The sequence below is a fragment of the Bacteroides cutis genome (genome assembly GCF_900241005.1).
Classification (GTDB): domain Bacteria; phylum Bacteroidota; class Bacteroidia; order Bacteroidales; family Bacteroidaceae; genus Bacteroides; species Bacteroides cutis.
The window spans coordinates 18,836-45,473 of the sequence record NZ_OEST01000003.1; the positions used below are offsets into that span (position 1 = coordinate 18,836).

At 50.6% G+C, this 26,638-nt stretch carries 23 protein-coding genes and 1 pseudogene; 11 read left to right on the forward strand and 13 right to left on the reverse strand.

What is annotated here, in order from left to right; translation table 11 throughout:
- Positions 1-83 precede the first annotated feature (83 nt).
- From C1A09_RS07250 to C1A09_RS16315, 8 genes and pseudogenes are all read left to right on the forward strand, one after another.
- Positions 84-623 carry a GNAT family N-acetyltransferase gene (locus C1A09_RS07250; protein WP_171059046.1) on the forward strand — a complete coding sequence of 180 codons (540 nt, stop codon included), beginning with the start codon at positions 84-86 and terminating at the stop codon, positions 621-623.
- Positions 620-1,744, forward strand: coding sequence for an efflux RND transporter periplasmic adaptor subunit (locus C1A09_RS07255; RefSeq protein ID WP_007569358.1), 1,125 nt, complete (start codon positions 620-622; stop codon positions 1,742-1,744). Before C1A09_RS07250 ends, C1A09_RS07255 begins: the two co-directional genes overlap by 4 nt.
- Complete coding sequence (locus C1A09_RS07260; protein ID WP_007569360.1) at positions 1,741-4,854, forward strand: efflux RND transporter permease subunit; 3,114 nt, start codon at positions 1,741-1,743, stop codon at positions 4,852-4,854. The genes C1A09_RS07255 and C1A09_RS07260 overlap by 4 nt, the downstream gene beginning before the upstream one ends.
- The gene (locus C1A09_RS07265; protein ID WP_007569361.1) at positions 4,855-6,210 is read left to right on the forward strand and encodes an efflux transporter outer membrane subunit; all 1,356 of its coding nucleotides are present in this window, start codon (positions 4,855-4,857) and stop codon (positions 6,208-6,210) included.
- A 56-nt stretch (positions 6,211-6,266) separates the two neighbouring features.
- A complete protein-coding gene (locus C1A09_RS07270) occupies positions 6,267-6,578 on the forward strand; it encodes a winged helix-turn-helix transcriptional regulator (RefSeq protein WP_007569362.1) in 312 nt (103 codons plus the stop codon).
- A gap of 165 nt (positions 6,579-6,743) precedes the next feature.
- Positions 6,744-7,575: pseudogene (locus C1A09_RS07275) on the forward strand (phosphoribosyltransferase family protein).
- Positions 7,576-7,706: 131 nt separating this feature from the next.
- Complete coding sequence (locus tag C1A09_RS07280) at positions 7,707-8,153, forward strand: GNAT family N-acetyltransferase (protein WP_007569366.1); 447 nt, start codon at positions 7,707-7,709, stop codon at positions 8,151-8,153.
- Positions 8,154-8,316: 163 nt separating this feature from the next.
- Complete coding sequence (locus tag C1A09_RS16315) at positions 8,317-8,601, forward strand: hypothetical protein (protein ID WP_164932424.1); 285 nt, start codon at positions 8,317-8,319, stop codon at positions 8,599-8,601.
- A 286-nt stretch (positions 8,602-8,887) separates the two neighbouring features.
- Here the strand turns inward: C1A09_RS16315 and C1A09_RS07290 are convergent, their stop codons facing one another.
- The 13 genes from C1A09_RS07290 to C1A09_RS07360 all read right to left on the reverse strand — a co-directional run bounded on the left by C1A09_RS07290 (position 8,888) and on the right by C1A09_RS07360 (position 23,893).
- The gene (locus C1A09_RS07290; protein WP_007569370.1) at positions 8,888-10,366 is read right to left on the reverse strand and encodes a PepSY domain-containing protein; all 1,479 of its coding nucleotides are present in this window, start codon (positions 10,364-10,366) and stop codon (positions 8,888-8,890) included.
- A 10-nt stretch (positions 10,367-10,376) separates the two neighbouring features.
- Complete coding sequence (locus C1A09_RS07295) at positions 10,377-11,270, reverse strand: hypothetical protein (RefSeq protein WP_007569372.1); 894 nt, start codon at positions 11,268-11,270, stop codon at positions 10,377-10,379.
- Between the two features lie 12 nt (positions 11,271-11,282).
- Positions 11,283-12,212 (reverse strand): hypothetical protein, encoded by a 930-nt coding sequence (locus tag C1A09_RS07300; RefSeq protein WP_007569373.1) that lies wholly within the window; start codon positions 12,210-12,212, stop codon positions 11,283-11,285.
- Positions 12,199-12,465 carry a hypothetical protein gene (locus C1A09_RS07305; RefSeq protein WP_007569374.1) on the reverse strand — a complete coding sequence of 89 codons (267 nt, stop codon included), beginning with the start codon at positions 12,463-12,465 and terminating at the stop codon, positions 12,199-12,201. The genes C1A09_RS07300 and C1A09_RS07305 overlap by 14 nt, the downstream gene beginning before the upstream one ends.
- Positions 12,462-13,175, reverse strand: coding sequence for an HmuY family protein (locus C1A09_RS07310; protein ID WP_008655044.1), 714 nt, complete (start codon positions 13,173-13,175; stop codon positions 12,462-12,464). The genes C1A09_RS07305 and C1A09_RS07310 overlap by 4 nt, the downstream gene beginning before the upstream one ends.
- Positions 13,176-13,189: 14 nt before the next feature.
- Positions 13,190-15,547 (reverse strand): TonB-dependent receptor, encoded by a 2,358-nt coding sequence (locus C1A09_RS07315; protein ID WP_008655042.1) that lies wholly within the window; start codon positions 15,545-15,547, stop codon positions 13,190-13,192.
- Between the two features lie 89 nt (positions 15,548-15,636).
- Positions 15,637-16,269, reverse strand: coding sequence for a DUF4903 family protein (locus C1A09_RS07320; protein WP_044301994.1), 633 nt, complete (start codon positions 16,267-16,269; stop codon positions 15,637-15,639).
- A 412-nt stretch (positions 16,270-16,681) separates the two neighbouring features.
- Positions 16,682-17,173, reverse strand: coding sequence for a hypothetical protein (locus C1A09_RS07330; RefSeq protein WP_007569380.1), 492 nt, complete (start codon positions 17,171-17,173; stop codon positions 16,682-16,684).
- A 40-nt stretch (positions 17,174-17,213) separates the two neighbouring features.
- The gene (locus C1A09_RS07335) at positions 17,214-18,656 is read right to left on the reverse strand and encodes a hypothetical protein (protein ID WP_007569382.1); all 1,443 of its coding nucleotides are present in this window, start codon (positions 18,654-18,656) and stop codon (positions 17,214-17,216) included.
- Between the two features lie 147 nt (positions 18,657-18,803).
- Positions 18,804-21,542: an outer membrane beta-barrel protein gene (locus tag C1A09_RS07340; RefSeq protein ID WP_007567535.1), complete on the reverse strand. Its 2,739-nt coding sequence runs from the start codon at positions 21,540-21,542 to the stop codon at positions 18,804-18,806.
- A 386-nt stretch (positions 21,543-21,928) separates the two neighbouring features.
- A complete protein-coding gene (locus tag C1A09_RS07350) occupies positions 21,929-22,468 on the reverse strand; it encodes a DUF8460 domain-containing protein (protein ID WP_007567538.1) in 540 nt (179 codons plus the stop codon).
- A 120-nt stretch (positions 22,469-22,588) separates the two neighbouring features.
- Entirely contained in the window at positions 22,589-23,017 is a 429-nt protein-coding gene (locus tag C1A09_RS07355; RefSeq protein ID WP_007567540.1) for a DUF8440 family protein, read from the reverse strand.
- Between the two features lie 81 nt (positions 23,018-23,098).
- Positions 23,099-23,893: a M23 family metallopeptidase gene (locus C1A09_RS07360; protein WP_007567541.1), complete on the reverse strand. Its 795-nt coding sequence runs from the start codon at positions 23,891-23,893 to the stop codon at positions 23,099-23,101.
- A gap of 140 nt (positions 23,894-24,033) precedes the next feature.
- On the opposite strand from C1A09_RS07360, the gene C1A09_RS07365 reads away from it, so the two are divergent.
- The 3 genes from C1A09_RS07365 to C1A09_RS07375 are packed head-to-tail and all read left to right on the forward strand — an operon-like array spanning position 24,034 to position 26,637.
- Complete coding sequence (locus C1A09_RS07365) at positions 24,034-24,792, forward strand: DUF4099 domain-containing protein (protein WP_007567550.1); 759 nt, start codon at positions 24,034-24,036, stop codon at positions 24,790-24,792.
- 20 nt (positions 24,793-24,812) lie between these two features.
- The gene (locus tag C1A09_RS07370; RefSeq protein WP_007567552.1) at positions 24,813-25,037 is read left to right on the forward strand and encodes a hypothetical protein; all 225 of its coding nucleotides are present in this window, start codon (positions 24,813-24,815) and stop codon (positions 25,035-25,037) included.
- A 25-nt stretch (positions 25,038-25,062) separates the two neighbouring features.
- Positions 25,063-26,637 carry a hypothetical protein gene (locus tag C1A09_RS07375; RefSeq protein ID WP_007567553.1) on the forward strand — a complete coding sequence of 525 codons (1,575 nt, stop codon included), beginning with the start codon at positions 25,063-25,065 and terminating at the stop codon, positions 26,635-26,637.
- Position 26,638: the final 1 nt, after the last annotated feature.

Consider the following 26,638-nt stretch of genomic DNA (forward strand, 5'->3'; position numbering starts at 1 on the left):
TAAATGTTTTTTTCCGTTTCGACTGCATGCCGGTTGTCGGCAAATTGGGTATGGAATATCTTTGCAGCCAAAATTGGCGACTTATGATTATTGAAACAGAACACCTTATCATCAGAGATTTTCAGGAGAAGGATGCCGTTGGTTTGCTGGAATACCTCTCCCATCCGCGTGTCAACTGCTTCGTGAGCGAACGCTTGTGCTCTGAAGAGTCTGCACTGGCTTATATATCCAATACTCCAAAGGAGTTGCTGCGCTATGCCGTGTGCCTGAAGGAAGACGATTTCATAATCGGTGATGTTTTTGCATTGCGTGAAGAAGCCGACACATTCAACGTGGGCTGGCATTTCAACCAACGCTTCGAGGGCAAGGGATTGGCGCATGAAGCGGCAACGGAATTTCTGGATTACCTTTTCCGTGAAGCAGGCGCACGTCGCATCTACGGCTTTGTGGAGGATGACAACCTGCGGTCGAAAAGATTGTGCGAACGTCTCGGAATGAGATATGAAGGATGCATGAAGGAATTCATATCGTTTGTGTGCCATCCCGATGGAACACCACGGTATGAGGACACCTGCATTTATGCGGTATTGAATAAGGAATGGAAAAACAATAAGAACAGATGATGAATAGAAGAACATGGATAGCCGGCATCACGGTAACAAGCCTGCTGGCTGCATTATTGACAGCCTGCAAACAAGAACAGAGGGAACAGGAAATGAGACAGACATTGCCCGTCATGGTGGTTTCTTCCCGGGCAGTTGAATTTCAAGAAAGTTATTCCGCCTCCATCCGTGGGCGGCAGGATGTGGACATAGTACCCCAAGTGTCGGGCCGTATCACCCGCCTGTGTGTGAAAGAAGGGGAGCAGGTTAAGACGGGACAAGTGCTTGCCGTCATCGACCAAGTGCCCTATCAGGCAGCCTTGCGCACCGCACAGGCAAACGTCAGCGCAGCACAGGCAAAAGTGGAAACGGCACGGATCGAGCTGCAAGGCAAGCAAGCCTTGTTTGATGAGAAAGTCATATCCGATTACGAACTCTCTCTTGCCCGCAACGGGCTGGCGGTAGCACTTGCCGAACTCGAACAGGCAAAGGCTCAGGAAACGGATGCCCGCAACAATCTCTCCTATACCGAGATAAAAAGTCCCAGCAACGGAGTGGTAGGCACGCTTCCTTTCCGCATCGGCGCACTTGTCAGTCCCGGCATGACGCAGCCCTTCACGGTAGTTTCCGACAATGCGGAAATGTACGCCTATTTCTCCGTCTCCGAAAACAAGCTGCGTCAGTTCAGGACACAATACGGTTCCATAGACAAGATGATTTCCCAAATGCCGGAAGTCGGCCTGCAACTGAATGACGGCACGTTCTACGGACGGAAGGGACGCATAGAGACTGTCAGTGGCGTGGTCAATGCCACCACCGGGGCGGTGCAAATCAAAGCCCGCTTCCCCAACCCCGACCGTGAGCTGCTGAGCGGCACCATCGGCAATATCGTCCTGCAAGGAGTGGATGCGGATGCCATCCTGCTGCCCAAGACCGCCACCGTGGAATTGCAGGACAAGATTATCGCCTACCGCCTCAGAAACGGAAAGGCCGAAGCAGCCTACCTGACCGTGGACCGTCTGAACGATGGTAACCACTTCGTGGTGAAGCAAGGTGTGTCCGTGGGCGACACCATCATCACCGAAGGGGTAGGACTTGTAAAGGAAGGAATGATTGTTACACCTAAAAACGTAACCCCATGAATCTACGATTTTTCATAGACCGCCCGGTATTCTCGGGCGTTATTTCCGTGGTGATTGTCTTGATGGGACTCATCGCCATCAAAGTGCTCCCGGTGGAGCAATATCCCGACATTGCACCGCCTACTGTCAACGTGTTCTGTACCTATCCCGGTGCGAATGCCGAAACCGTGCAGAAAGCGGTAATCGTCCCGCTTGAGGAAGCCATTAACGGAGTGGAGGACATGATCTACATGACCTCTACCGCATCCAACACGGGCGATGCTTCCATCAACATCTATTTCAAGCAGGGTGCCAACGCGGACATGGCGGCGGTGAACGTGCAGAACCGTGTGAATGGCGCGTTAAGCCAGCTTCCGGCGGAAGCCACCAAAAGCGGCGTCACGACAGAGAAACAGCAGAATGCCGAGCTGATGACTTTCGCGCTTTACTCACCCGACGACCGTTTCGACCAGACTTTCCTGAACAATTACATGAAAATCAATGTCGAGCCACGGGTGAAACGTATAGGCGGTGTCGGAAAGGCACAGCTGTTCGGCTCGAACTACAGTATGCGTTTGTGGCTCAAACCGGACAAGATGGCGGGGTACGGGCTTATCCCGGATGATATTTCGGCGGTATTGGCACGGCAGAACATTGAGGCCGCCACCGGTTCTTTCGGACAGAACTCCGACGGGGCAAACGAGTACACGATGAAATACCGGGGCAGGCTCTCGACTGCGGAAGAGTTCGGCGAACTGGTGGTCAAGTCCCTGCCCGGCGGCGATGTATTGCGATTGAAAGAGGTCGCGGATATAGAGCTGGGCGATGAGTATTACAATTATTCATCCGAAGTGAACGGACATCCGGCAGCCATGATGATGATAAACCAGAAATCCGGTTCGAACGCATCAAGCACCATCAATGAGATACACGAGGTACTCGATGACCTCAGCCGCGATTTGCCCGAAGGGGCAGAGTTTGTGGTGCTTACCGACACCAACAAGTTCCTGAATGCCTCCATCCATTCTGTCATCAGGACGCTTATCGAGGCGATACTTTTAGTCATCGTGGTGGTGTATGTGTTCTTACAGGACATCAAGTCCACGCTGATTCCCACGATTTCTATCTTCGTGTCCATCATCGGAACGTTTGCCGTAATGTCACTGATAGGCTTTTCCATCAACCTGCTTACGCTTTTCGCCCTTGTGCTTGCCATAGGCACGGTGGTGGACGATGCCATCGTGGTGGTGGAAGCCGTGCAGGCGAAGTTCGACGAGGGGTATCAGTCTCCGGTGCTTGCCGCCGATGATGCCATGAAGGGCGTGTCGTCGGCCATTCTGACCTCCACCCTTATTTTCATGGCGGTGTTCTTCCCTGTGGGCATGATGGGCGGTACTTCAGGGGCGTTCTATACGCAGTTCGGTATCACGATGGCGGTTGCCGTGGGCATTTCGGCCATCAATGCCTTCACCCTTTCTCCGGCATTGTGCGCCCTGCTGCTGAAGCCTTACATTGACGAGCACGGGAACACGAAGAACAACTTCGCGGCACGCTTCCGCAAGGCATTCAATGCGGTTTTTGACCGTTTGAGCCGTCGTTATGTGCGCGGTGTGCTATATGTCATTCATCGCAGGTGGCTGCTGTGGGGCACTATCGCGGTATCGTTCGGGCTGTTGGTGCTTTTTGTCAATACGACCAAGACCGGACTTATTCCTGAAGAAGATACAGGCACGGTCATGGTCAGCATGAACACGAAACCCGGTACATCCATGGCGCAGACCGGCAAAACCCTAAAACGTATAAACAGCCGTCTTGACAGTATCGCAGAGATTGAATACAACGGTACTGTGGCAGGCTTTTCTTTCAGTGGCTCGGGACCTTCGCAGGCCATGTCTTTTCTCACTCTCACGGATTGGGACGAGCGCAAAGGGGAAGGGCAGTCGGTGAACGATGTAATAGGCCGTATTTATGCCGCCACCGCCGATATTCCCGATGCCACCGTATTCGCCATGTCGCCCCCGATGATTGCCGGATATGGGATGGGCAACGGTTTTGAACTGTACTTGCAGGACAAAAACGCCGGAGACATAACCGCCTTCAGCCAAGTGACCGACCGGTTTGTGGAAGCGTTGTCGGGCAGACCGGAGATCGGTGAGGTCTATTCATCGTTCGCGGCTGATTATCCGCAATACTGGGTGGATATAGATGCTGCCAAATGCGAACAGTCCGGTGTGTCTCCTTCCGATGTCCTGTCAACACTCTCGGGATATTTTTCGGGAGAATATGTATCGAATTTCAACCGCTTCTCAAAACTGTACCATGTCACCATGCAGGCTCCTGCCGAATATCGCATGGACACCGAATCGTTGGACGGCATGTATGTCCGTACTTCCGACGGCTCCATGTCGCCGTTGAGCCATTTTGTCCGTCTTACCAAGACCAACGGTCCGTCGGACCTGACCCGCTTCAATATGTTCAATGCCATTTCCATCAGCGGGTCGCCGGCAACAGGATACAGTTCGGGACAGGTATTGAAGGCCATAAGGGAAACTGCCGACCACGTTCTCCCGTCAGGTTACACCTACGAGTTGGGAGGGTTGTCGCGCGAAGAAAGCAATACGACGAACAATGCCGTGTGGATATTCGTGCTGTGCATGGTCTTGATATACCTCATACTGTGTGCCCTCTATGAAAGCGTGTTCATCCCGTTTGCCGTGTTGCTGTCCGTGCCTTGCGGTTTGATGGGCAGCTTCCTGTTCGCGGGACTGTTCGGGCTGGAGAACAACATCTACATGCAGACCGGACTGATTATGATTATCGGGCTGCTTGCCAAGACAGCCATTCTGCTGACCGAATATGCCGGCAAGCGGCGGTCGGAAGGCATGACCCTCGCGCAGGCGGCATACAGTGCGGCAAAGGTTCGCCTGCGCCCCATCCTGATGACCGTATTGTCTATGGTGTTCGGACTCGTTCCGCTGATGATGGCTCATGGTGTGGGTGCCAACGGCAGCCGCTCGCTCGCCACGGGCGTAATCGGAGGTATGATAGTAGGTACGCTGGCACTGCTGTTCCTCGTACCGTCACTGTTCATCACATTTCAATATATTCAAGAACGGATTAAACGTAATTAAATGAAGAAGATCATCTTATTTACCATATCAACCTTGATGCTTACCGGCTGTGGCACATACAGCCGGTATCATCGGGCTGACATTCCGACAGAGAAGCTGTACCGGAATATCCCGGCTGGCATTGATACAACAACGCTTGCATCCATGTCATGGCGGGAGATGTTTACCGACCGTAAACTTCAGTTTTTGATTGAGACAGGACTCCGGCAGAATACCGACCTCAATGTGGCACGCCTGCGAGTGGAAGCGGCAGAAGCCGCCCTGATGACAGCCAGACTGTCGTACCTCCCTTCATTGGGAATCAGTGCGGAAGGCAGCGGAAACAAATATGACGGAGCTACGGCAAAGGCGTACAATGTGGGAGCGTCCGCAAGTTGGGAGCTTGAATTATTCGGCAAACTTACGGCAGCAAAGCGTGGTGCGGTTGCCGCATTGCAAGGAAGTCGTGACTACCGGCAGGCCGTACAGACACAGCTTGTCGCTACGATAGCGGACAGTTACTATACCCTCGCCCTGCTTGATGCGCAAAAGGTGATAAATCATCGGACTTTGGAAAACTGGCAGGCTACCGTGCGCACACTTGAAGCGTTGAAAAAGGTGGGCAAGGCGAATGATGCCGGTGTGTTGCAGGCAAGGGCAAACGTGATGCAGCTGGAATCATCGCAACTGGCTATATGCAAAAGTATCTCTGAGACAGAAAACGCCTTGTCGGCGATACTTGCCATGCCGTCGCACTCGATTGAGCGGAGCGATTTGGCAGAAGCGTCTTTCCCCGATACAATCTCTGTCGGAGTTCCTTTGCTGTTATTATCCAATCGTCCTGATGTTCGTCGGGCTGAAATGGAACTGGCTCAAGCGTTCTACGCCACCAATGTAGCCCGCTCGGCCTTCTACCCCAATATCACTCTTTCGGGTACATTGGGCTGGACCAACAATGGAGGCGGGGTAATCACCAATCCCGGACAGTGGCTGTTCAATGCAATCGCTTCGCTGACACAGCCGTTATTCAACCGTGGAACAAATATCGCTAATTTGAAAATTGCTCAAACCCGTCAGGAAGAAGCCAGATTGTTATACCAACAGTCATTACTGAACGCGGGGAAAGAGGTGAATGATGCCTTAACCGCATGGCAGACGGCAAAATCGCAATTTGAAATAAACACCCATCAGGTTGAAACCTTGCGTGAAGCTGTGCGAAAGACGGAACTGTTGATGCGCCATTCCGGTACCACCTATCTGGAAATATTAACTACCCAACAGTCACTCCTTGAAGCAGAGACAAACCGGTTGCAAACCAGCTTTGACCGCATACAGAGTATTATCAAACTTTATCATGCACTGGGAGGTGGAATATAAATTAGAATCGGGTATCGAAAATACCTTTTGACATTGATTACGGAATCAGAATTGCAATGGAAGTTATTAGTGGGACATGGAAAAGTTGTATCATTTTTGAGCTAAGCGATGGGGCTAAATGTCCGAGCAAATTACACAAATTGTTTCCTGAAGCCAATGCTCGTGTTATAAATCAGCAATTAAAGAAATTGGAAATGTATGGAATCATAGAGAAGAAAATATTTGCGGAACTTCCCCCACATTCCGAATACTCGATTACTCCGATAGGTGAAACCCTTTTGCCTATCATTGAGAAACTGGAAGAGTGGGGCAATTTCTTTCGTCCCAATATGGAAAAAATATTAGGAATGTCAGCAGACAAAATGTAATTCATTCCTTTGCTTATATATTACACAGTAATAAATTGCATAAATACATGAAAACAAGATATTTCGAGAAGACATTGAAACAGGTGAACGGCAGGTGCAAAGCTCCCGTGGCAGAGAAAACTGCCGGTTGTACAGGTATGTCGGAATAACCTTATCCCAATGAATATGGAAGCAAAGCTCTGGTTCATGGTTTTGTGCGGCCTTGCAGTCCTGCTGTCGTATCTTGCCGGTTTCTGGCGACGGAAGACTGCAGCTGCTGCGTTCGCAGCAGCACGCCGCTACCGCCAAAGAGCGCGACCGTTATTGCCGTCTGGCGGTACTGGCGGGCCATCGGGAAGCCTGCCTCATGTTCTGTTTCGCCCGTTCGGACTTTTTCGAGGACCATCAGCCGCTCAAGCCGTTCAAATCGCACGGAATAAAAGTCGCTTTCTATGGGTATTACTATCCTTCACGGTACGCCGACCTGATCGACGATGAACAGCGGGCGTTCTGCTGTTCCCTCTACCAGTTCAAAGAGGGCGAAAATCACGGTATCGAGTTTTTTAAGGCGTGCATGTCCGTCTTGAATTTGGCCGATGCCCCTTACCACATCCTGTTTATGCCGTGCAGCGACGAGTTCAAGTATGCCCGGCGATTCAAACGGCTCGACTGGTACATCACAACCCACCGGCCGGACCTAAGTTCGGGCTTATATGATGTCGATGTGTTCGAGTCACGCGACAGCTTGCACGAGGCGAAAGGCGGCGAAAACCGTATCCTCGAAAGGAACTACCGTATCACGGGGAATATCGAAGGGAAACAGATTATCATCGTGGACGACGTGCTGACAAGCGGACAGAGTATGGCCGACTACAAGGAGGAGATAGAAAGGTGCGGCGGCAAGGTGGTGGCGGCCATCTTCTATGGAAAAACCGTTACCCGGCCGCCTCTGCTTCTGATAAAGGCGCACGTGTGGGGTGGCTGCATCGTGAACAAAATCAAGGAACTGACGAAATGAAAGAATGACTATTGTTGAAATTCGTTTGAACATCATCGGGAAAAAGCCTTATCCTTTTTATCAAGGGGTGGTAGAAAGGGGACTTGAACACTTGGAAACGGTTTTGGAACATTGGAAAAAGAATATATGACATGGAAATAAAACTTATTACTTCTAACAAGAAACAATTCTTGGATTTGCTGTTGTTGGCAGATGAACAAGAAAGCATGATAGACAAATATCTGGAACGAGGTGAGATGTTTGCCCTCTATGATGACGGTCTGAAGGCTATCTCTGTAGTGACGTGTGAAGGAGAGGGTATTTACGAAATAAAAAACATAGCCGTTTGTCCCTCCTCCCAACGCAAAGGATACGGAAAACGGCTGGTTGATTATCTCTTTGGATACTATCAGGGCAGATGTTCCGTCATGCTTGTCGGTACGGGAGATACGCCATCTACACTCTCTTTCTACGAACATTGCGGCTTTCGTATCTCACACCGACTGAAAAATTTCTTCACGGATAATTACGATCATCCGATTTATGAGGATGGAAAGCTGCTTACCGACATGGTGTACTTGCGGAAAGATTTCTCTTAATTCATATTTTGAATGGAATCTCATTTTTCACATCATTTATTATAAGTGATTTGTGATTATTGAATTATATCTCTATTTTTGGAAACGTAATTTTAATTTTCCCGAAAAACCAAGAATAATAGGGACAAGTATTTTTAGTCATTACATTAAAACATTATAATTTATGAAGAAAATCGTATTGACTTGTGTCCTCGTTTTTTCAGCCTGCTGTGTGACCCTGTTTGCACAAAAGGACAAAAAAGAAAAGGAAACAGTGAAAATAGAATGTTGTTGCGAGGACTGTACCTGCCGCAAGTGTAAATGCGATACGGACTGCTCGGAATGCAGAGGTTGTCGCAAGAATGAAGAATGCAGAAGTTGCGTAGATTGTGATCATGAAGGTCGTTGCTGCGATTATCATCGTCATCACAAGAAACACAGAAGAGGCGGATGTTGCGGAGGATGTTAAACAATCGCTGCCCCAAATTATAAAAAGTGAGGTTGTTCACTTCAAACCGGCACAACCTCACTTTTTATGCGCAAAGAGGCGATGTCTCCGTATGCGGTCATTCCAACCAATGGAATCTTGAACAAAGCCTCCCAAATTTTCAACTGGCAATCCGTTTCTTTCAAATGCCGTTTTATCTCTCCGGTCCTGCATGAAAATAAACAGGGCGTTCTGCCGTATGCCATCGCATTTTGTGTAGAATCGGGTGTGCTCAATCTCCAAGAGACTTTCTTAAAAACAAGTTTTATTACTTGTTTCCTTTTCTCACCCTATATCCTGTCCACAGACACCATACGCATCCTCCTCCCACGAGGAAGACAAACACGTAAGTAGCCACGCTGCCTATGAACACCCGTCCGCTGTGTACTTCCAAAGCGAAGTTCCAAAGCGACATGGGTTGTGTGGAGAGTTCGCCGGGCTGGACAAGTGCATCCGTTCCCTCGTAATATTCCACCACGCATTCCTTTCCCTTGAAATCCGCACTGTAACCCGAAACGGCAAACTTGCCGAAAGGAGGACCGGCTGTATCTTCGGCTTCTTCTCCCGTGAAGTAGTCCGTTACCCAGCCCTGCTGTCTGTCCCAAACGAACAGGCCGCTGAACGAACCGGCCAGCCAGTTCCCCTGCTTATCCTTTTGCCAGACATTCAGCCCCATGACACTGACCGGGGGAGCTTCCTCCACCTTCACGGGAACGGCATCCGGTGAAGCCAGCGAATAAAAACCTTCGGAAGTGGAGAGCAGCCAGTCACCGCACATATCGTCATAGCGCACCATGCGCAGCTTGTCGTGCCAAGGATTAGGGCTGTCTAAGGAAGTGCCGGGCAGAGCGGGTGTCTTAGTCAGAGCCAACGGTATCATGACGGGTGGACGGAGACACCAGCCCGTAACGGCCACCAAGAGGGTCAGTATGATAGTGGTGCGTCCCAGCTTGTCGTGCCACAGCAGGGAGAGGCGTGTCCATCGGGCTTCGCCTTCCGTGTGCCGCCCGTGGCGGTGGCGGCGGCGCATGTCCTTGGGCAGCAGCCAGTAGGCAAGCCCCGTGAGGCACAGGAGAACCAGCACAACAGCCACCGCATCCACAACCAGCTTGCCTGCCGTGCCGAACAACTCCCCGCTATGCAACATCCACACCGTGCGGAAAAGCGTCACCTTCGGCTCGTAACCGTCGGGAACTTTCACCTGTATTTTCCGAAATCCGGCGTGAGAAGACGTGGAGAGATAGAGGTACGAACGTCCGGCAACTACCAGCGTGTCGCCCCGGACGGTGATGTCCGAAAGACGTTCTCCCTCGTCCAAAGGCAGGGGGATTTCTATCCAAGCCGTTCCGTCGTGGCGGTACAGGCCGAACTGGCCGGCGGCATACAGCGTACCGTCGGGTGTTTGCACTATGCCTTTCATGCTACGGTAGTCCGCCCCTTGGGAAAGTCCTTCGTTGAAGTCCGCAAAAGCCGAGGCGGCAGTGTCCGTGCGCCATACCCCGGCTGCACCATAGGCCAGTATATGAGCCACGGAATCCTTGTCCGTATAGCGCAGCGTTCCCCTCAGCAGCCCGCCGTTCCATGCTTCGAAACGATAACCCGCAGGCAGCCACTTCCGGCTGACGTTGATGTCGGCCACCGCTTCACGATGATTCAGCACAATACCGCTCCAACAGAACATGAGCATGAAGAAGCAGAACAGCAACCCGAACCATTTATGATGTTTCCTCCAAGTTATCCGTTTCATGATTTATCTTTTATTGTCGTTTTACATCCGCAGTTTTCTTTCGTCTGTCACAAGCGAGATAAAGCCCGGTTACTGCAAACGAAACCAGAATCAACGCGATTTCCTGCACATGTCCTTGTGGATTTGCCCATAGCCCGTTCAGCAGGTGAATCCGGTCGAAGACCTCTACCGCGATCCAGAAGATAATTACGGTGGCGAAACCGAAACGCAGGCTCATGCCCCACGAAGCATAACGCAACAGCTTGGCGAACATGAACAGCGAACCGATGAAGCCCAGCATCCCGACAAGCAATGTCACCGGATGATGGTCACCAAAAAAACGCTCATCGTAGCAGAACATCAGCACCAAGTAGCACGTCCACAGCATGGTAATGACTTCCATAAAAGCGACAATGCTGGTATGGCGTGTCATGGGGCGTGCGGCGATTTCCTTCTTGTGCTTGCCGAAGAACAAGCGCTGCCACCAGTTCAGGAAATTGCAGCCGTTGGCAGTGCAGAACAGGTACAGCATCATCGTCATGGCCCAGAACCCGAATGTGGACGGAAGTATCAGGTATTCCGGCCGGCTGACAATCTCGCCCGTTACCGGGTCGAGCTGCGCCTGCGTGCCGAAACGGTTGGCATAGTACATAAACAGGAAGTCGATGGCGCCCATCCAGTAAAACATACCGCCGAACAAACCCAACAGCGTTTGTTTGACGTCGCCTTTTATGAATACACCGATAATGACCATCAGCAAACCGAACAGCCCCATTCCCATACCGGCATAGAACTGTTCCACCCCCGCCGTACCGTCTTTCAGCGCACGTGCCAGGATGTGTGTCAGCGGCATGGCAACCAATGTCACAGCGATGGAGACAAACGCTTTAAGCCAGTGCCTTTTTCTCTCTTTTGTTGCTGCCATATCCGGTTTTCTTTATTGGGAAACGGCATTCTTTTTCTTCGCACCCATATACCACAGGTAAACAGCCAGTACAAGGAACGCTGCCAGTATGATAATCATTTCCGTCTTATGCCCCATAGGGTCTACCCATATCTCGCTCAACAAATCCATACGGCCAAGGATCTCAATCGGTGTCCAGAACACGATAACGGTAGCGATTGCCATACGGATGTTGGCCCCCCACGCAGAAAGGCGCAACTGTTTGGCGAAGATAAAGAACGAGCCGATAAAGCATCCGACCCCCACCAACAGTGTCACCGGATGATTCTCGCCCAGGAATACATCATCGTAGCAGAACATCAGCAACAGGTAGGAAGTCCACAGCAACATCATCAGTTCCATGAATGTGACGATACTCGTGTGGCGCGTCATGGGGCGGGCGGCGATGTCGTTCTTCTTACCACGGAAGAGCAACCGTTGCCACCAGTTGATGAAGTTGCATCCGTTCTTTGTACTGAACAGGTACATTACCATAATCATCATCCAAAAACCGAACGAGGCGGGCAGTATGAGATATTCGGGACGGGTTACGATTTCACCCGTCACAGGGTCGAGTTCCGGCTGCGTGCCGAAACGGTTGGCAAAATACATGAAGAGAAATTCCACCCAGCCTGTCCAGAAGAGCAGACCGCCGAAGAATCCCCAGAGTGTTTGGCGCGTATCTCCTTTGGCGAATACGCCGACAATCACCATCGCCATACCTACCGCGCCCATGACAAAGGCCGAATAGTGCAGAACGGTCTCGCTCATCAGATGCTCCATGATAATCATCAGCCCGTGCCCCAAAGGCATGGTAAACAATACCATGAGGAAAGAAGCGATGGCTTTCCACCAATAGCGCCGTTTGGCGGCAGGAGGTGTTACATTTGTTGTTTCAGTGGTCGTTACGTTAGTCTTTTCCATATTCCATTAATTTACGTTTGATACGTTTCTTGTAGAATACTATAATAATTGCCGCAGCAACCAGCATGGCGGCGTGCAGCGTAATTGTAAACTCCCAAGTGGGAGCATTGGGGCTGTCCCCGTACTTGTCTGCCATGACGAAGTGGGCGACCGTTATCGCCGTCAGGAAGACGATAACTGTCGGCCATTTCACCCACCGCCGGTTGCAGAAGCGCATAAAGCGCACGAATTGTCCCATCATACTTTCCGTCATTTCAATTCGTCGCAATAGTAACTGATTCTCCCGCCTTCATCACCGATTTCCACGTTGGCATCGTACCAACTGATAATCTGTATCTTGAAGTACCTCTCTCCGTCGGCGGTACGCACCACATACGTGTGGAACGAAGGGGTGTATGTGGGGGGAGGCCCGGAGAAGCTCATGGCCTGCGACAGCAGCGGGTTGGCATTGGTCTCGGTCGTGGCAGGACCGTTGTTGGGGTCGAACCACGGGTTGGCATCGAAGTCCAGATTGTTTTCCACAAGGTAATGGTTCCAGTCGTTCTGCGACATGGTGACGCGCACGTCGTCCGTGTCAACGACCCATTCCAAGTCGGAAGGCAGTTGTGAAACGCTCGTCCAGTCATCGTAACCGCCATAGCCCAAGTCGGCGGCACCGCCCTGACCGATGCCGCTCGTACCCGAATTGGTACGCATGGTATAGCCGCAGAAAGCCAGATCCCAGTCCGTGCGGTTGATTTGTTCGCCTTCCTTGATGTCCTTGTTCACGGTGTAAGTGTTGAATGACTCTCCCGTGCGGAGGTTGAAGTATATCCAGTCGTTCGTCACCCCTGTGGAATAGCCCGACTTGCGGGGCAGCGTCTTGCCCGTAAAGGGCTGTATGTCGTCATAGTCCACGCAGGAGAACATCGTGAGACAGCCCAGCAGGAGGCTTACCGTTTTGAATAATCCCATACGTTTCATTGTCGTATATTTAATCATTTCTTTTTCCTTAAAGAGTTAATCACATCGTCCAGCATAAATTCCAACTGCACCCATCCGCGTGTTCCCGGCGTGGCGGGCACGTTGAACATCGTGATGCCCGAACCGAGGGTTTTCGGCACGTAGTTGAAGATGTTGTCCACACCGAGCGTCAGTTTTACCTTATTGTAGAAGGTCTGCGACACCGACAGGTTGCACAGCACGTATTGCGGCAGGTCGCAACGGAAGTAGGCGTCATAGCTCTTGTTGTCCTCTTCCACGAACACGCGGTCCTGCACGTCGAACTTCTTGCGTCCCATGTACGAGGCGCTGAACACGGCGTTCAACCGGTAGTTCTTCTTCGTGAACTTGTAGTCCAGACTGGCCGTGGCGGCATGGGGAGAGGTGGTGTTCACCTGTATGCCCTCGTTCTTGCTCACGTTCACGAAGCTGTACGTCCCGTTCAGCGTCAGGCAGTCCAGCACGTGCCAGCGCAGCAAGGCTTCCAGCCCCAGAAGGCGTTGCTTGCTCAAATTGGTGTACTCGAAGTTGTACTGCATGTCGTAGATGCGCCATACGCCCTCGATTTTATCACGGAAATAGTTGCCGTAGGCCGTACCGGACAGGAACAGGCGGTCGTTGCTGTACTCGGCTCCCAGCGAGAAATAATTGTTCTTTTCCGGTTGCATGTTCTCGTTTCCGCGGATCATGAACATGCCCAAATGGTCCCAGTTGAAGAAGAGTTCCTTGATACTCGGAGAACGGTATCCCATCGAATAGTTGGCGCGGATGCTCCACCGTTCGTTGGGCGAATACTTGGCGGCAATCTTGGGCATCCCCATGAAACCGAACGCCTTCGAGAAGTTGGTACGCAGTCCGGCAGATACCATCCACTTGGGGTTGATGGTCCACTCGTCCTGCAAGAAATACTCCGTTTCTTTCAAGGCGCGGGTTTTCAGATCGTGGTTGGCATTGCCGGAGAAACGGTCGGAGGTCAGTTCGTCCGACGTATGTTCCACACCGAAGATCAGGCTGTGCCCGTCGAAGTAGTTGCTCGTGATGGTCAGGCGCGGCTGCCAGATGCTACTCTCGTAGTCCTTGTTGCGCGTGTCGATGCGCTCGTGCCGCTTGAAGCGGTCGTAAAAGTCGGCATGAAGGCTACCCGTAACGCTGAACCAGTCCTTCACGTGGTAGGTCAGCTTGGCTCCCGCCGTCCAGTCACGCGCCTGGCTGAAAGTCATGTCCTGTATCAGGTCATACGTGTTCATGAAGAAGGTGCTCCCGTAAACCAAGACCGAGAGGTCATCGGTCGGGTCGTAATACAGTTTTTGGGAAACCGTGATATGCTCCTTGCCCTCGATGCCCATCGGCGGACGTGAGGACGAGTTGACCACGGTGATGTCGTGCGGAAGGAAGGGATTGGCCTCCTGCGTGTAGACCTTCTTGTCATTCTCCGCCTGATACATGTAGAACGCATCCGAGGAACTGTACCATGCGTCGGTCTGCGAGGTTACTTTCCCCGCCTTGAATCCGGCAGATACCCAGCCTTGCAGGTTGGGGCGGTCGGCATTCTTCTCGAACATATACAAAAAATCCTTCGGTTGCGGATTCTTGTAATTGCGCTCGTTCATCTGTCCGTAGCGCACACCTGCGTCGATGGAAAGCGGTTTGGTCGTTTTCTTCGTGATAAGGTTGATTACCGCACCGGCGGCACGCGAGCCGTACAGCGTACTGCTGGCTCCTTTTACAATCTCGATACGGTCGATGGCGTGCAGGTTGAAACGCTCGTAGTCGAGATTCCCGGCCATGTCGCCCGTCATGCGCTCGCCGTCCATCAGGAACAGCACGTGGCGGGCGTCGAGCCCCTGCATGGAGATTTCGTTTCCGAAGCCCACCTTCTGGATATTCAGACCGGGAGTTTCCTGCTGCAATGCCTGTTGCAGGTTGCTGTATCCGGCTTCGACCAACTGCTTGCCGCCCAAGACTTGCGTCGTAACGGGCGACATCTTGATGGGTCGCGCTGTACGCGAACCGGTGACGACTACCTCGTTCAGTCCCAAATGATCCTCTTCCAGATAGACGGTCTTCTCGGTTTCGGTCGCTTCTATCTTTCCTGTTGCCGGAACAAAACCGACATAGGATATTTTGTAATAATACGTTTTCTTGGAGGGGATTTTCAGTTCCGCCAGCCCGTCCACATTCGTGACGCTCCCCTGCAGGTTTTGCAACGCTTCGTTATCGGCATAGACCACAGTGGCCGCGATGACCGGCTGTTCCGTCCCTTTCTCCAGAACTTTGAGCTTTACTTTACGTTGTGCCTGGGCATTCATACATGCCAGTAAGACACAAAATAAGATGGCTGTTATTCTTTTCATCTGTCTATCATCAAAACATGTTATTCTACACAAAAAAGAGGGAAAGCCGTGTGTCTTACGGTCTTTCCTTCTTTCCTGCAATCGAAAGGTCAAGCCTTGCCCTGTTCTTTCTTGGCTTCTTCCAAGTCTTTTTCGTACTGGGCAAATTCTTCTTCAAAGCGGTCGATACGGCTCTTGTCGATTTCTTGCAGGAAGGTTTCGGTGCGCACGTTCATCATGTTGTAGTCCACGATGAACTCCACTTGCTTGGTGTCCACGTTCAGGAAACCATCTACACGGGCGCCGCTCCCTTCCTGGTTGTCCGCAGCGTCATCGCCGCTCGTGGTGACATTTCCGTCCGTTCCCACGAACTTCACCCAACCGCTGCCGGGGTATTCATCCTTTTCCCAACTGTTGAGTTGCATAAACTTCGTTGCACAGCGGAAGGTGATGGCGAAGGGCATGGCGCCCACGGTGAAGTCGCTCAGGTCGAGCACCATCGTGCCGTCTTCCCGCCAAGAAAAGTTGAATTTGGTGGGGCAACCGCTTTCCAACAGCGTCTTGTCCACACCGCTCATTGTAGCACGGGTTGAGAGCACGAGGTCTCCTACAAGGATTTCCTTCGCCTTATCAATATATTCCTGTGCAGGTGGCTCATTGGTAAGTGAATCGTCACTTTCACACGAACTTAATCCGATTACTGTTGCCATAAGAAGGCTGAATAAAAAGTATAACTTTTTCATTTTGCTTATATAATTTACTTGTTTTGTAATCCATAATTGTTTCCTGTTCATTACCCTTGCCTGCGTGTATTCCGCAAAGGGTATGTAAAGTCATGGTTTTTACATGATTAAAGGCAGGCTTTTTCCGATGGCAAAGTCTGTCTTTGATGTGTACCGCATGTAGGCTTCAGAAGCGGTTCAGGCGGTTTGGATAATTTTGTTTCCTCGCCGTCGGTTGCATACCGGAAGTGTTTTTAGCGGCATAGCAGCCTTGCTGACAGGATAATGGTGTCTTCCCCATTGGGTGAGGTGAATATATTGTGATAATTTTTTCTTAGTAACACACAAAAAAAGAGCTAAGAGAAAGCCGTTTGACAGCTTTCTCCTTACTCTTTCTGAATTTAATTTCGTTGCTTGACAAAATAATGACGAATTATTTTGTTCCAACAAAGTGTACGGATGCAGGGAAATCTGCACCTAAGAACTTACCGGATACTGCCAGAGTAAACTCGATAGTGTTGCCTGTAACTTTGGCATCAGTCAAAGAATCTAACTTCAATGTTACTAAATCCATGCCTAAAATGGTCAAAGTTCCTGCTTTATCACCTTTGAAAGCTGTAATTTCACCGGTTTCTTCATCTACTTCTACTTCCAACTCGATAGTGATATTCCCCGGCATACTTCCGATCTGCGGAAAATCGCAACTCAAAATACCATTTTCAAGAGTATAAGATGCAGCACGTGGCTCATAATCTTCTCCTCTCATTTTGATTTGATCCATTGTACCGTTATAAGTACCTTCGTAATCGCTGATTGCCAATACGGTACTTACACCATCTACATCCATCACTGTGGCAGCGTCAGCAGACTGTGCCATTCCGAAACTTGCTGCAACAAGGGCAGCTCCTAAGAAAAATTTTCGCATCGTTTTTATAATTAAAGTTTAATAAAAAAATAATTACACTTTATTTTTGTTTGTTCAATAAAGTCCTCCAACGGCATCCTTTGTTTTTATCATACGATAAAGAAGAAGTATAACCTAACCTTCTGACCGTATCGTCTGGGTCAATGTCTGTATAATTTGCTTTCAGGAATGCTTGGGTTGATTCTCTATAGAAAGTGTTCTCTGAACAAGCGAAATAAGTACCGGCATATCCATCTTCACTATAGAAAATGGTCAGTTCCGGATAAACCAGATTAAAGTCTTTATTCAAATCACCTATACTGAGTTCTGCTACCATCTTGACATTCGACATGTCAAATGTTTCCAATGCGTCCAAGCATTCAATATCAATTCTGTAGGCTTTCAATTCATTTTTTTCGGGCAATTTGATTTCTTTCAGTATAGGACATCCCAGAACCATCAGACTACTGCCATACGTACCATTGCCTTCCGTTTCTTTATCTCCTTGACCCCAAATAGTGGAATAACTCAAATCTAACTTCTGCAATGCCGGGTTATTTTGGACCCAAGCACTTCGCAAATCTGTAGCATTGGATAAGTCGATATCTTCCACTTCTATATTTTGCAGGATGACTTGGGTTATGAATTTCCCTACTTTTATATTGGGCATAGAAGCTATACTTTCTTCTCCGGCAGAATAAAGGCTGATTTTAGCACCTTCCCAATAAGGATTCTCCACCAGAAACTGAATACCCTCAAAGTTGGTAACATTATCAGCAGGAGCAACAAGCAGTTCCTTTGTTTTCTGGTCGAGTCCCAAATGTTTGCTAAGGTCTATTTGGTCGCCGTTAAACAGATCGGCAAAATTTGTCTGCAAATAAGTGAGCAGGTTTGCGTCGGGCACGTCGCGCAGGGTGGTATAAGTTTGCAGATTGCCGTCGACATCAGTCATCTTCATATCAATGGTGCCGGCGGTGATGGCTTCCTTGTTTTGGCGGTAGAAACGCACGAGATCTTCGATATTCTCTTTAGCGGTTTCCGGAAGGTAAAGTTTGGTAATTTCGTGCAGGTTAGTCACAGTTTCATCACCGTTTTCTTCCACTACGACACTCACAAGATTATCATAGTCGTAGATTTCATTACCCGTCAGGTCTATTCCGGTGATTTGTTCCGGCAATTTGGCAAAGTCGAACGCCGGGCCGTAACCATTGTCCGACAGATCCACATCAGTCAAGTTAGGGAACATGGAAAGTTCTGCCAGTGCGTCTGTGGAAATCTGCGTTCCGGAGAGGTCAAGCGTCGTCGTATTGTTAGCCAAATCATCAAGCAACAGATTGCCGTCCTCGTTGAATGTGTAGCCTCTTTGAACAAGAATGGTTTTCAATTCGGTATTCTGCACGGCACCCGTGCTGTATGAGAGGGTGTTGTCGTCATCGCTGCACGATGCCCCTATCAGCAGCATTGCGAATGCCATCAAACCGACATGCAAATTGTTTCTTTTCATCTTTCTGTGATTTTATTATTTCGTTATTATTATTTCGGGGTGCAAAATTATAACGAGTTTACTCAGAGCACAATACCTAAAAATTGGTATATAATTAGAAGCAAATCACCACTCATTAACTAAAAAAATATAAACTTCGCTCCTGCTTTATAATTGTTTGTTAAAACGGTACTTGAAGGAGAGCATGAACCAACTACCTATCTGCTGCGTGTGTCTCTCCGACAATCCGGAGGAAGAGACGCTGCGGGTAAAGTTCTTTTTCTGGCTAAGGATGTCCGCCCAGTAGAATGACAGTTCCGCCTTCTTCTGTTTGAGGAAACGCCAAGAAAGGGAGGCGTTCCACACTACCTGGTCATCTTCGCCGGGGGTGATGTTCGTCCCGTTGCGGAAAGAATAATCGACATCGCTCCGCAACTGAATGCCGCCGGGCAGGTCGGCGTAGGCGTTCACCCCCAAGCGGTAGTCGCGGGTGTAATCGCCGGTTTCGCGCAAAAGGTTGGTGGAGTGGCGGAAACGCCAGTCACCCGTCAGGTCGAAACCTCCCCATTGGGGCTGGTAGCCAAAACGCAGGTTGGCATTCAGTGTCGTGTTGTGGGTCGTACTGCGCTCCGGCATCTCCTGCTGTCCCTCGTTGATAAGGCTTACGTTCTGGCTGAACGAAGCGCCGGTACGTGCGGTAACGGAAAATCGGCGTTTGATGCGCTTCTGGTATCGCACGGTGGCTCTTGCGTTCCAATTCCCGTTCACATTCACGGGATAGCTTTCTATACCGCCTGTTTGGGTATTGTACGTCACAGCCCGTGTCACACTGTTCACCGTGTTCGCCCAAGTCATGTCTCCGTTCAAACCTATCTTCGTGTCTCGTGCTTCTAAGCGCACCCTTTGGTTGTACGAAGGGCGCAGGCTGGGATTTCCCCGTGTAATGTTCAGCGGATCGCTGTTGTCGGTCAGTGTCAGCAGTTCGGTCAGTCCCGGCTGTTTCGTGTCTCCCTCGTAACTTAGTTGCACCCGTGTTTTCTTTTTGTGCCACAAGACGGTAACAGCCGGGTAGTAGTTCACGGAGGTTCTCAGCGTGTCGGCTTGCATCCGCCCGGTCTTCTGGTCGAGACTCTGCCGTTCGGGAACGACGGACAGGCCAGCGTTGATTTCCCAAGTTCTGTCCGTATAGTTAAGGTGGAGGGCCACTTCATGCGCTGTCGTGTGGCTTCGGCTTCTGTTGCTCAGGCTGTCGGTATAGGCTGCCTCGTAGCCTTCCGGCAGGGTGTACAAGGGTTCATCGTCCGTACCGTCGAAAAAGCGGGACAGGTCGTAGGTATTGCGGTCGTTGTTTTGGTTTTCCCGTCTGAATTTATACGAAAGTTGTGCCCGCAGGCTCTTGTGTAGTGGCTGTGTCAGTATCAGTCCCAAGCTGAATTTGCGGTTTCTGTTTGGGCTGTCATAATATTGATTACGGTAGAGGACGGAATCGTTACCCCACTCATCCTGCAATTGGTAATAGGTGGTGGAGGACACGGAAAACGCCTCGTTCTTTCCTCTCCCCTCCGAGTATTGCATGGTTAGCCCCAAACTGCTGCCTTTCTCGTTCAGCCGTCGGGTGAGGTCGGCGTTCAGGAAATACTGCCGGTTGGCGCTTGTTGAACGGGAGTTCATGCGGATGCCATTCACCCGGATATCGTTTTCCGTTTGGCCGTTTTCTTCCCCATTGAACGGTGCTGTGATATCCAATTCTGGATTTTCATTGTAGGTCGCCTGCCGGCTGTCACTCCCGTTTGTCCCTTTCATCGCACTAAAGCTGCCTGAAAGGTTCAGCAAGGTCATCTTATCGATATTCCATTTCATGCTTAGCATGGTGCTTGCCATGCGGTTGGTGTTGTGGCGGTCGCTGGTCGCATAGCGGTAGCGGTTCCCCGTTTTCAGGTATTGCTCGTAGTAAGATGTCCCCTCGTTCCCATTGATAGCATTGCTGTACATGACATTCCCGTTAAGGTGTATCTTCTTTCCGAACTTTTTCAGGAAGTTCACCGCTACATTGTCTTGGCGGTTGTCTTTGTTTGCGGATGTCATGTTGCGGTTGCCGCTTTTGGCGATTACCGACAGGTTTTCCCCGCCGGTTTTGAAGAAATTGCTGATTAGTTCCGCTTCTTTTTTCTTGTTGTTACCCTTGCCTGCGGCTACGGAAGTCATCAGTGTACCGTTGAACTCCTTCTTGGTTTGCAGGTCGAGCACATAGTTTTCTTCCCCTGTTTTTATCCCCATGAATTTCTCCATTTCGCTACGCTTGTCATACACTTTTATCCTGCTTACCAAATCGGCGGGCAGATTTTCCAAAGCCAGCGCATGGTTTCCTGCAAAGAACGCTTCCCCGTTAACATTGATTTCCGCAATGGGAAGCCCATTATAAACCAAGGTTTTGTTTTGCCTGTCATATTCCAAGCCCGGTATCTTTTTTACCAGCTCTTCCAAGTTCGAGCCTTCGGGAATCCGGTAGGCATCGGCATTGATGACGGTAGTGTCGCCCACCAGTTCCACCTCCTTTATGGGAGCCGTGACCACCACTTCGGACAGTTCAAGACCTTCTGTCAAGACAATGTTTCCGACATGGATTTTCGTCTTGCCTGTATTTAATGCACGAAACTCCGGCTTCATACCTATATAAGAAACTTTCAGCAGGTAAGGCGATTCTTTCTTTGCATGGAAGCTAAGACGGAAATTCCCGCCGGCATCACTCATCACCCCTTTTACAAGGGTGGAATCCCCGGCTTCGAGTACCAAGATATTGGTATAGGGCAACACCTCTTGTCCTTCTCCATTGTTGGAAACGACAAGGGTCTTTCCGGTCACATCCACCCTCTGTTGGGCAAATAGAGTTATCGGAAACAGGAACATAAGTATCAGTCCGAGAACAGATATACGCACAATTACCCGTTATTTTTTTATAGTTTTTAAAAGAAATGAAAAACGGGTACAAAATTACAAGCTTTTACCAGCCGTGCCAATACCAAACAATCGGTATATATAATAACTCATTACTTTAACCTTCAACATATAAAAAATGGTCGGAACGATACAGAGTACAAGAAAACCTGCCGTACAACCGGGTCTTTTCCAGAGCATGGCGTCATGTATGAACCGGACATTTGTCGTGCAAATGAAAGCCTTCCAAAGAAACAAACCCCAGTCCACAATAAAAACAAATCCGGCAACCGTTCTTTTATAGAACCGGCTGCCGGACGAGCCAAATTGCGGAAACTGTTACCGTTTCCCTTCCAGAATCAGAATCGGCCGACCCGCAAAGCATTCACGAAAGCGCTGGCCTCTTCTCCCGTATAATGGAGTACGGAAGATGCCGGTTCGTAAGCGTAAGGAACATACTTCAGCAACTGGACGGCAGCGAAGTTACCGTCCTGCGAAACCATGTAGTCCATCCGCACACCGCCGTCCTTCTTCGGCAGTACCTCTGCCTTGCCGTCAAAAGTCTTCTCCTCCAGCAACCGCCCCAATACAGAGAGGTCGCCCGCATCGAAGAAACAAGAACCTTTTTTCACCAAACTGCCGGTCGGAACGTATATCAGACTCCTTTTTCTTATCATCAGGCGAATACCTCCGGCCACCAGAAAGGCGATTCCGCCGACCAGCAGGACAGGACCTGACGCGGAAGAGGAATCTTCCACTTTCGACGAGAAAAACAGAAGGCACAGTCCCACCGCACAAAAAAGGAGGGAAAGAATAAGAGCCGAAATATTGGTAATCTTCTTTATATCGGGATGCGCTGCGGAAAACAGGGTTTCGGCAGCAGAAATGTTTTGATTCATACGGATTGAAAATTTTATTTTTGCTGATTGTTCAATAATAAGATATACTCACGACGAACAGCCACACCCCGCTTTTCAGCCAAGTGTAACCGTCAGTATAAACGATAAAAAAACAAACCGCTAAATCAGAATCCGTCTCATCCCGAAGATATAATGCTCGCAGGCATTATCCCAGTTCGGGCTACGGGAAGAGTCATGCACGAGGGTACAACAATAGGTCAGGTTGTTCATGCGGCAAATGAGATACCGCTGTAAAATTCGGAGAAAATGGGCCGTTTCCACAGATATGTACCGAAGATGCATCCCCTTTACCGATGCGCCGGCACGGCAAGCCACATCGGGGATTTCCCCGATTATGCCTGTTATGTCGCTGTCCTTTTTTTGCCGGATAGAGTCTCTGTCATGGAATTGCTGAAAAGAGGCGTTGTCCGTATTTCGGACACAACATTCCTGCGCAGCCGCCACACCGGCCGCCGGAACATGCAGCGCCCCGGAATTGCATACCAAGGCCAGCAGCACCAACGATAGAACAGCAACGAATCCTTTCATACCTTAATTTTGCCTTGCAAAGGTAAGCATAAAGGCATTTTTTTACCATTCCCGTGAAATGATTAACAAAAATAAACGGAATCATCTGTGTTTTCCACCCGCAGGACTTAATGCGGGGGCCTCTCTGGATTCGGCCAGTGCCGCCACGCACTCTTCGCGTATGGACTTGATGTAATCCAGTACCATTAACGGATCGACACTTTTTCCATCGAGCTTGCAGGAAATATGCAGGTGTTCGCTGGTGCTGCGTCCTGTAGAACCGGTAATACCGACGACATCCCTCGGCCCGATAGCAGCCCCTTTCCGGGTAAGGATACGCGACAGGTGGCAATAGCTGACCGTGTAGTCTCCATGCCGTAAGGTCACATACTTGCCGGAGGATTTGTCCTGCCCGACTTTCACTACCACTCCCGCCATCATGGCCATCACCTCGTCGCCCCGTGCGTGGAGGTCGATTCCGTTGTGAAACTTCTTTTTTCCGGTAAAAGGATCTTTCCGATACCCATAAAGCGAGTTGATTTTCATCCGGTGCAGCGGATAGCTTACGCTAAGGTAACGCTCTATCCATACGTGTTTGCAGGTGTCGGCGGGCAATGCCGGGGCGGCGTCTCCTGCCGACGGTAAGGAGTCTTGGACGGAAAGCATGTTTCCGGGCAAGGTCGCCACATTATCCCTACCGGCAGAAACGACTTCAACCCTGTATCGGGACGGCACGGTCGAGACCGTATTGAATTGTGCTTGAACGGGGCCTGCGATACTTGCAGCACCCGCCATCAAAACCAGTAGTTTCTTTCTCATGCGGCAAATATAACCAGCCCTGCCCAAGATGTCCCGTTTCCACGGCCTTTTTCGACCAAAGTACAACAAAAAAAGCATTCAGAGTATGAATTTATGCGCAAAATCATACTCTGAACATAAAAATAAACTCTCTTAATACACTAATATTATTCTATTATATACAAGGGAATGAAAAGAATCTATCTTTGCAAAGTGTAATTCAAAATACAAAATTAAATATGAATGTAGTACGATTTGAACTAATTGAATTGCCCTATCCGACACTGGCCCGATTCGGGCTTACACAGGAGATGATCGAGGACTTGCCGATGCGTGTCCTCGATGAGATTTGCGACGGCAGACACTCTCCCGTGCTTCCGGTCCGTGTCCGTGACGAGAAGGGAGAACTAATCGAAAGCCGCAGCCGCTTCGCCCTTGTCCGTAGAGATGACGGTCTGTCGGACGTGGTATTTTATCCCGTCCTGGAATCCTCGCCACTGGAACGCTACGACGAGGCGCAACAGAAACAACTGCTCGCAGGCAAGGCGATTCTTGCCGATGTGGAGACGGCAGACGGACGGCACAGCAAGGCATTCGTGCAGATAGACGAGGAAACGAAGCAGGTGATGTATATCCCCACGCCGATTATCGGGCGCAACCTGCAAGTGCTGGCCGACATAATGCACCTCGGTACAATGGAGGTAAACAGTATGCAGAACGGCGAACCGCTGACACTGGTCGTGGACGATGAACCCGTCACGGTGGGCATCGACCTGCATGACAAGACCGGCATCCGCTTCTGTTCGGGCGACAGCCAGAAATGGAAAGAACAGCCCAAACGCGAGTGGGACAAGTACACTTTCGGCGTGTACGGCTGCTGGGTGATGGACGATGACGGCAACCTCGACTATGTTCCCGAAGAGGAATATACCGAAGAACTGTGGAACGAACAGAAGAAAAGCGCCGAGCGTAACCGTGCGGCGGGAGTTCACAAATAATATCTTAACATCCAGCGAATATGGCAGAACACCAATATTATTCCGAAGAGGTACTTATCGAGAAGATGGAGCGCGGCGAATACGGCTGGCTCGACTATGTGAATCATTTCTCGCCCGAATGGCAGGAGGAATATGCCCGCTATTGCAAGGAGCACAGCCTTATGGCGGGCAACGAATCCGCCGCCGAGTTCGTCCACTACAAGGACGAGCAACTGGAGGCGGCGATGGAGAACGGAGATGCATAACGGAAACCCTTTTTAACAACGGATTATGGCGATACGAAAGAATACCAACCCCCGAATGATGGACCTGCAACCCGAAATGCAGGACATATTGAGGCGTAACGGTATGCAGGCCCACGTGGTCAGCGACGGCACGGGCTACCGGCTCGTGGTGCAGGGCCACGATTCGCCGCTGCTGACCTACGACCTTACCGAGCGTCAGATGTTGGCCCTGACGGACTGGGGAACAAACTCGGCCAACAAGAAAGCCTACAACGTGTTCACGAGCATTGTAGGGAAAGACTTTTATATGCCCAAGAACTTCGTCCATGCCCGCAATGCCAACGGTCGTGTCGCTATGGGGCTGCACGGCTACCGTATCGGTATCGGCGAATACGGGCATGTGGGACGGTTGGGTATGCCGCCCCCGTTTCTCGGCTGGACGCCACGCCACCAGTGGGGCTTCCATCTGCGGCGGGTCGGCGGCCAACTGTTCTATCCGGGACCGCCCGTTGTCCCTGAACGGTGGGACGGACGCATGAAGCCGGGCGAATTGCAGTCGGGCGGCTACGGCTTCTATTACAAATACAAGGCCGGACAACCGGTGCAACCGGCACAACAGGCCGACGTCCTGCAAAACCTGCAGACGGTCATCACGCCGCTGGTCAGCCGTCCGCGCAGCACGGAACCGGCCCGTACCTACAAGGAACTGATAAGCTCTCCTGTCTATTTTTCCAACGAGAAATGGCAGGAATGTCTTGCCTCCCACGGCCTTATCGTCGATAAGGAGGCACGGACACTGACCGTACAGTCCGAAAAGGTGACCGCCGATCTGGTCTATGACCTGACGGAAGAAGAAACGGCCGTCCTGACCTCCAACTCCATCGAGGAACAACCGGTCGAGAAGCGGCTGGAAGTCCTGAACGGGGTTATCGGGGCGGATTTTGCCGACAAGGTAACGATGGCGGACCTCGACAGCAAACAACGTATCGCCCTTGGTCTGCACCCCGAAGTACAGGAGGAACTGACGCAGCGTCAGCAACAGGAGCAGGAAATCCTCTCCCCACTGGAAAACCAGCTCCGGCAGGAGATGCCGTATGGTGCGGCTGCTTCCGTCGATGGACGGGATATTTCCGTCCTTGACGAGCGCAAGGGCTGGTACCGAGAAGAACGGCACGGCAGGGAGGTCGAGGTCGGCGAGATAGCCGTACACCCGTCCCCCATAGAGGGCAAGTACAAGATGACGGCCGTCATCGACGGGCAGGTCATCAGCCACGAGATCAGCCAGAAGGATTACGACAAATTCCTTGCGGTCGATGACTACCACCGCATGAAAATCTTTTCGAAAATATTCAGCGAGGTGGACATGAAGATGCGGCCGGAAGCACAGCGCGGTCTCGGCGTGAAGATTTTCGCCGCCCTTGCGGCAGGAACGGTCGTCACGGCGGGTGTCGTCCACGGCCTGCGGCATCATCATCACGGTCCGGAGTTCTACGGTGAGCGTTTCGGAGGCGAGCCGCGTCCGTATTTCAAGCCCGGTGTCGATACGCCGAGGGACGTGGCTATACGCAATTTCGAGGCACAGATGAATCAGGATATTAACGATATGAGAAGAGGGAGATAAA

Coding starts and splice junctions, on each gene's coding strand:
- C1A09_RS07250 (WP_171059046.1), top strand. CDS start 84: ATGATTATTGAAACAGAACACCTTATCATCAGAGATTTTCAGGAGAAG.
- C1A09_RS07255 (WP_007569358.1), top strand. CDS start 620: ATGATGAATAGAAGAACATGGATAGCCGGCATCACGGTAACAAGCCTG.
- C1A09_RS07260 (WP_007569360.1), top strand. CDS start 1,741: ATGAATCTACGATTTTTCATAGACCGCCCGGTATTCTCGGGCGTTATT.
- C1A09_RS07265 (WP_007569361.1), top strand. CDS start 4,855: ATGAAGAAGATCATCTTATTTACCATATCAACCTTGATGCTTACCGGC.
- C1A09_RS07270 (WP_007569362.1), top strand. CDS start 6,267: ATGGAAGTTATTAGTGGGACATGGAAAAGTTGTATCATTTTTGAGCTA.
- C1A09_RS07280 (WP_007569366.1), top strand. CDS start 7,707: ATGGAAATAAAACTTATTACTTCTAACAAGAAACAATTCTTGGATTTG.
- C1A09_RS16315 (WP_164932424.1), top strand. CDS start 8,317: ATGAAGAAAATCGTATTGACTTGTGTCCTCGTTTTTTCAGCCTGCTGT.
- C1A09_RS07290 (WP_007569370.1), bottom strand. CDS start 10,366: ATGAAACGGATAACTTGGAGGAAACATCATAAATGGTTCGGGTTGCTG.
- C1A09_RS07295 (WP_007569372.1), bottom strand. CDS start 11,270: ATGGCAGCAACAAAAGAGAGAAAAAGGCACTGGCTTAAAGCGTTTGTC.
- C1A09_RS07300 (WP_007569373.1), bottom strand. CDS start 12,212: ATGGAAAAGACTAACGTAACGACCACTGAAACAACAAATGTAACACCT.
- C1A09_RS07305 (WP_007569374.1), bottom strand. CDS start 12,465: ATGACGGAAAGTATGATGGGACAATTCGTGCGCTTTATGCGCTTCTGC.
- C1A09_RS07310 (WP_008655044.1), bottom strand. CDS start 13,175: ATGAAACGTATGGGATTATTCAAAACGGTAAGCCTCCTGCTGGGCTGT.
- C1A09_RS07315 (WP_008655042.1), bottom strand. CDS start 15,547: ATGAAAAGAATAACAGCCATCTTATTTTGTGTCTTACTGGCATGTATG.
- C1A09_RS07320 (WP_044301994.1), bottom strand. CDS start 16,269: ATGAAAAAGTTATACTTTTTATTCAGCCTTCTTATGGCAACAGTAATC.
- C1A09_RS07330 (WP_007569380.1), bottom strand. CDS start 17,173: ATGCGAAAATTTTTCTTAGGAGCTGCCCTTGTTGCAGCAAGTTTCGGA.
- C1A09_RS07335 (WP_007569382.1), bottom strand. CDS start 18,656: ATGAAAAGAAACAATTTGCATGTCGGTTTGATGGCATTCGCAATGCTG.
- C1A09_RS07340 (WP_007567535.1), bottom strand. CDS start 21,542: ATGTTCCTGTTTCCGATAACTCTATTTGCCCAACAGAGGGTGGATGTG.
- C1A09_RS07350 (WP_007567538.1), bottom strand. CDS start 22,468: ATGAATCAAAACATTTCTGCTGCCGAAACCCTGTTTTCCGCAGCGCAT.
- C1A09_RS07355 (WP_007567540.1), bottom strand. CDS start 23,017: ATGAAAGGATTCGTTGCTGTTCTATCGTTGGTGCTGCTGGCCTTGGTA.
- C1A09_RS07360 (WP_007567541.1), bottom strand. CDS start 23,893: ATGCTTTTTTTGTTGTACTTTGGTCGAAAAAGGCCGTGGAAACGGGAC.
- C1A09_RS07365 (WP_007567550.1), top strand. CDS start 24,034: ATGAATGTAGTACGATTTGAACTAATTGAATTGCCCTATCCGACACTG.
- C1A09_RS07370 (WP_007567552.1), top strand. CDS start 24,813: ATGGCAGAACACCAATATTATTCCGAAGAGGTACTTATCGAGAAGATG.
- C1A09_RS07375 (WP_007567553.1), top strand. CDS start 25,063: ATGGCGATACGAAAGAATACCAACCCCCGAATGATGGACCTGCAACCC.